This is a genomic window from Sphingobacterium sp. InxBP1 (genome assembly GCF_026191775.1).
GTDB lineage: Bacteria > Bacteroidota > Bacteroidia > Sphingobacteriales > Sphingobacteriaceae > Sphingobacterium > Sphingobacterium thalpophilum.
This window is the reverse complement of the sequence record NZ_JAINDX010000014.1, coordinates 1-3921: the sequence shown is the minus strand read 5'-3', so window position 1 is coordinate 3921 and position 3921 is coordinate 1. Positions and strand designations below refer to the sequence as shown.

The window sequence follows — 3921 nt, the reverse complement described above, 5'->3', positions numbered from 1 at the left end:
CTTATGATGTTCTAGCAACTGAATCATATAAAGTTGCTGACGCGCTACTAAAAGCAAGAAAGGAGACCAACTCATGAAAGCATTAAGCATAAAACAACCATGGGCATCTTTGGTCTGTACCCCGAGGTTAGACAATCCCCTGTTGGGTATAAAGGATATTGAAAACAGAACTTGGGCAACTAAATACCGTGGCACGATTTACATCCATGTGAGTGGGAAAACACAATTCAATATCCAATTAACAGACGAGCAAACCAAACTTGCAATTCCCGTTCTTAAAACAGCTTTCGATGGTACCATGCCGTTCGGAGCCATTATAGGCACCGTAGACATAGTTGACTGTGTTATCAACCACGGCAGCATTTGGGCTGAAAGAACGCCGAGTTGCTCACCTCATTACCCAGCTGGCTTGCCTGCACACATGGGCAAAGGTCGTGAAGATGCAATCTACAACTGGGTATTAGCCAATCCGGTATTGTTTGACGAGCCTATTTTAAACGTGAAAGGCAAATTGTCGCTTTGGGAATTTGACGGAAAGGAGACCAACTCATGACATCATTGATAATCGCGTATTTCATGGTAAACGCATTCTTGGCTGGCTACTTCCTAGCTGATACCGGCCGATGGTGGCTGTTCTTTCTATGGTTGTTTTTCGGGTGTCTGTATCCGCTTATTTATATAATATCTCTTTTGTGGTGGATAAATAATAGATTGGAGATATACACATTGTTTCTACTCTATTTAACCAACTGGTGGGGCAAACTTGATGAATTAAACATCAAAAACATGAAATCCTACTACCCTACAGCAAATTGGTATAAGCGCTGGATTATGCGCCAAATAGACAAGAAATACAATTACGGTATTACTAAGGAGGAACCAACAAAATGACCCCCCGACACCCCCACAATATCATAGGTCTAGTAATAGAGCAATGGGTAGGCACCAAGCGAAAACGCAGGCATATCTGCAAGGATTTTGGTGTCTCCTACAACACAGCTGCTAGATGGGTAGCTATGTATCATACTGAGCCGGATGTTGTGGGGCAGGTGTTAGTTAGGGAGAGTAAAATAAACAAAGAAGACCATGATAAACGCATTTATACTACAACATAAACCATTCACACCACAAATAGTAAAGAATCCTGAAGCTATTCGATACGTAGTTATTGATCTGTTCTGTGGCGCTGGGGGAACAACAACCGGATTTTCGCAAGCAAAAGATAATGCCGGAAATCCAATAGCTATTATTGCTGCATGTGTCAACCATGATCATAAAGCAATTAGAAGCCATTGGGAAAACCATCCAGAGGTTTACCATTTTGAAGAGGACATCCGCACATTGGAACTATCACCATTGACGGTAATAGTGGAGAAATATAGAGAGTTATATCCATGGGCAAAAATAGTGCTTTGGGCATCCTTGGAATGCACCAATTTCAGTAAGGCCAAGGGTGGTCAAGCTCGCGACGCAGATAGCCGAACCCTAGCGGATCATTTGGACAGATATATTACAGCTTTAGATCCTGATTATGTACAAATCGAAAATGTAGTAGAGTTCATGTCCTGGGGGCCGTTAAATGAATTTGGAAAACCTGTAAGTATGAAATCAGGTCAAGACTGGCTAAGATGGCGGAATCACATCAATTCCTTTGGTTACCGTGACGAATGGAAAGAATTGAACTCTGCAGACTTTGGAGCGTATACTTCTCGAAACCGCCTTTTCGGATGTTTCGCTAAAGAAAATCTACCTATTGTATGGCCTGAGCCAACGCATTCAAAAACTGGAACAGGAAAACAGGATCTTTTCGGGAATGGCCTATTAAAGTGGAAACCAGTGAAAGACCTATTGGATTTTAAAGACGAAGGCGAGAGCATCTTTGGACGTAAAAAGCCTTTGGTTGAAAATTCCTTAAAACGAGTATATGCCGGATTAATTAAAGAGGTGGCAGGCGGTAAGGAGGCTTTTTTAACCAAATATTATGGGAATGAAAAAGGAGCTCATTCGGTGAATACAGCATGTGGGACATTGACAACTGAAGATCGTTTTGCTCTCCACCAAGTTTGTTGTCTGGACAAGGATACATTGATGACTACCGGTTTTATTTATAATCCCTCACATGGCGGCCATACAACTAGCATAGAAACAGGATGTCCCACCATTATTGCGCGTCAGGATAAAGCACCTTTGTACTTCATACAGTACCAGATCGATCAAAATGTCAGAATTGAAATATACGAAGATGACTCTGAAACGATGATCAAGATCAAAGAGTTCATGGCCATCTATGGTATTTCTGACATTAAAATGCGTATGCTCAAAGTTTCAGAATTGAAGTTAATCCAGGGGTTCCCGGCAGACTACAAGCTTTATGGCAACCAATCGGATCAAAAGAAATTTATAGGCAATAGTGTAGTCCCTCATGTGGTGTGCGCGTGGGCGGAAGCCCAAGGAAAAGAACTTTTAAAATTAGCAGCATAATGTTTAACCCCCACCCTAGTATAGTCTAGGGTGGTAAAGAAGAAAGAAAGATGATTCAAGTATATAGAATAGAAAATAAAGAAGCTATACTCTTTAAAAAAGTCTGCCGCTGCTGTGCTATCAGAGCTAAATCTGAGGGAATGCAAATTACATATGATCTGTATTTGTCAGAGCGATATCCAGACGACGTTAAAGATTGTGATTGCCAATTGTGCGGTGATGATTTTAAGGTTGATGGGCGTAAAGTTAAAAAAGGAGATGCAAAGACTGATATGTGGTCTATCTGCTAAATAAATTTAATAAGAAATGAAAACACTACAGGAAATAAAAGACGAAGTAGCTATTGAAGATGGGTATACATCTTGGGAGCAAGTAGGGGCAATGGGTGTTAGCGATTGGATGGTTGATGAAATCGCCAAACGTTTCGCCCTCGAAGTAGCCAAAGAATCGCTACGGAATGCCGCAGAGAATGCGGAAGCAGAATATCTTTGTTATAAAGCCCCTACTGTTTATGATGATTCAGGACATTCAATCACAGTAAACAAAGAATCAATCCTATCAGAAAATAATATACCAAAACTATGAAAATATACCTACACAAATACGTTTTATCTTCCGGGAAGATAATCGAAATCGAAGGAACATTAGACGGAGGGCTATTTAAGCCAAGTAAAGATTCGGAATACAACCTTGCATACTTTGCTCCAGCTGATTATTCACTTACCCCCGAAGAAGCTGTAAAGATGTCTGAACAGAGAATAAATAATAAAATCCAGCAGCTGAACAAACAGATTGAAAAGCTTTCAAATCTGAAAATAAAATTCGTAAAGTAGGATTGATATGATTGAGATTTCATTTATAGCTCTGATTATACTGATGATAATTCTGATTAAAATAGAGCCACATCGGCACAATTGGGTAAAAAGGTACACATCTATGAGCATCGACCAAACTAAAGAATATGATGAATATAGATGTAGAAAGTGCGGTAAAACAAAACGGAAATATGTTTATGACTAAAATTTCCAAACAACAAAGAGAATTGATATGTCACTAACAGGAAAAGCAAAACAAGACTTAGAACCTTTAAAAGAAAAAACTATGACAATAAAACAATTAAAACAGGCTATTGCCGGCTTACCCGATCACATGGATGTGTTTATCGGGGTTAGACTTACTGAATTTGACTACGGCGCCGTTAACAGCGCATATGTCAAGAAAATAGATTTTTACGATTCGGAAAGTGACGAAACGCCACTTGCTTCAGATGATGTATTTGTATTGGAGGAGGAATAAACTATGAAAATAATAGACGAAAGACACCTATTTGAGGTGACGTTAAACGGTAAAGGCTATACAGTATTAGCTCTTAGCCTTGTAGAAGCAATTAAAGAGGTTATTGCTTGGAATAGCATGTCAGATGAAGACGATCAGGTAAGT

Annotated in this window: 6 protein-coding genes; all 6 read left to right on the top strand. The window is 39.7% G+C overall.

Annotation, left to right across the window (positions count from 1 at the left end; all coding sequences use genetic code 11):
• The first annotated feature begins 73 nt into the window (after window positions 1-73).
• The 6 genes from K7A41_RS00145 to K7A41_RS00120 all read left to right on the top strand — a co-directional run bounded on the left by K7A41_RS00145 (window position 74) and on the right by K7A41_RS00120 (window position 3777).
• The gene (locus K7A41_RS00145) at window positions 74-553 is read left to right on the top strand and encodes an ASCH domain-containing protein (RefSeq protein WP_265712082.1); all 480 of its coding nucleotides are present in this window, start codon (window positions 74-76) and stop codon (window positions 551-553) included.
• A gap of 533 nt (window positions 554-1086) precedes the next feature.
• Window positions 1087-2481 carry a DNA cytosine methyltransferase gene (locus K7A41_RS00140; protein ID WP_265712081.1) on the top strand — a complete coding sequence of 465 codons (1395 nt, stop codon included), beginning with the start codon at window positions 1087-1089 and terminating at the stop codon, window positions 2479-2481.
• Window positions 2482-2531: 50 nt separating this feature from the next.
• Window positions 2532-2771 (top strand): hypothetical protein, encoded by a 240-nt coding sequence (locus tag K7A41_RS00135; protein WP_265712080.1) that lies wholly within the window; start codon window positions 2532-2534, stop codon window positions 2769-2771.
• A gap of 16 nt (window positions 2772-2787) precedes the next feature.
• Window positions 2788-3066, top strand: a complete 279-nt coding sequence (locus K7A41_RS00130; protein WP_265712079.1) for a hypothetical protein — start codon at window positions 2788-2790, stop codon at window positions 3064-3066.
• Window positions 3063-3314 carry a hypothetical protein gene (locus K7A41_RS00125; protein WP_265712078.1) on the top strand — a complete coding sequence of 84 codons (252 nt, stop codon included), beginning with the start codon at window positions 3063-3065 and terminating at the stop codon, window positions 3312-3314. Before K7A41_RS00130 ends, K7A41_RS00125 begins: the two co-directional genes overlap by 4 nt.
• A gap of 268 nt (window positions 3315-3582) precedes the next feature.
• Window positions 3583-3777: a hypothetical protein gene (locus K7A41_RS00120; RefSeq protein WP_265712077.1), complete on the top strand. Its 195-nt coding sequence runs from the start codon at window positions 3583-3585 to the stop codon at window positions 3775-3777.
• The last annotated feature ends 144 nt before the right edge of the window (window positions 3778-3921 follow it).

Bases quoted from the DNA above. Each gene is read 5' to 3' on its own strand.
- K7A41_RS00120 (WP_265712077.1), top strand. From the start codon at position 3,583: ATGACAATAAAACAATTAAAACAGGCTATTGCCGGCTTACCCGATCAC.
- K7A41_RS00130 (WP_265712079.1), top strand. From the start codon at position 2,788: ATGAAAACACTACAGGAAATAAAAGACGAAGTAGCTATTGAAGATGGG.
- K7A41_RS00140 (WP_265712081.1), top strand. From the start codon at position 1,087: ATGATAAACGCATTTATACTACAACATAAACCATTCACACCACAAATA.
- K7A41_RS00145 (WP_265712082.1), top strand. From the start codon at position 74: ATGAAAGCATTAAGCATAAAACAACCATGGGCATCTTTGGTCTGTACC.
- K7A41_RS00125 (WP_265712078.1), top strand. From the start codon at position 3,063: ATGAAAATATACCTACACAAATACGTTTTATCTTCCGGGAAGATAATC.
- K7A41_RS00135 (WP_265712080.1), top strand. From the start codon at position 2,532: ATGATTCAAGTATATAGAATAGAAAATAAAGAAGCTATACTCTTTAAA.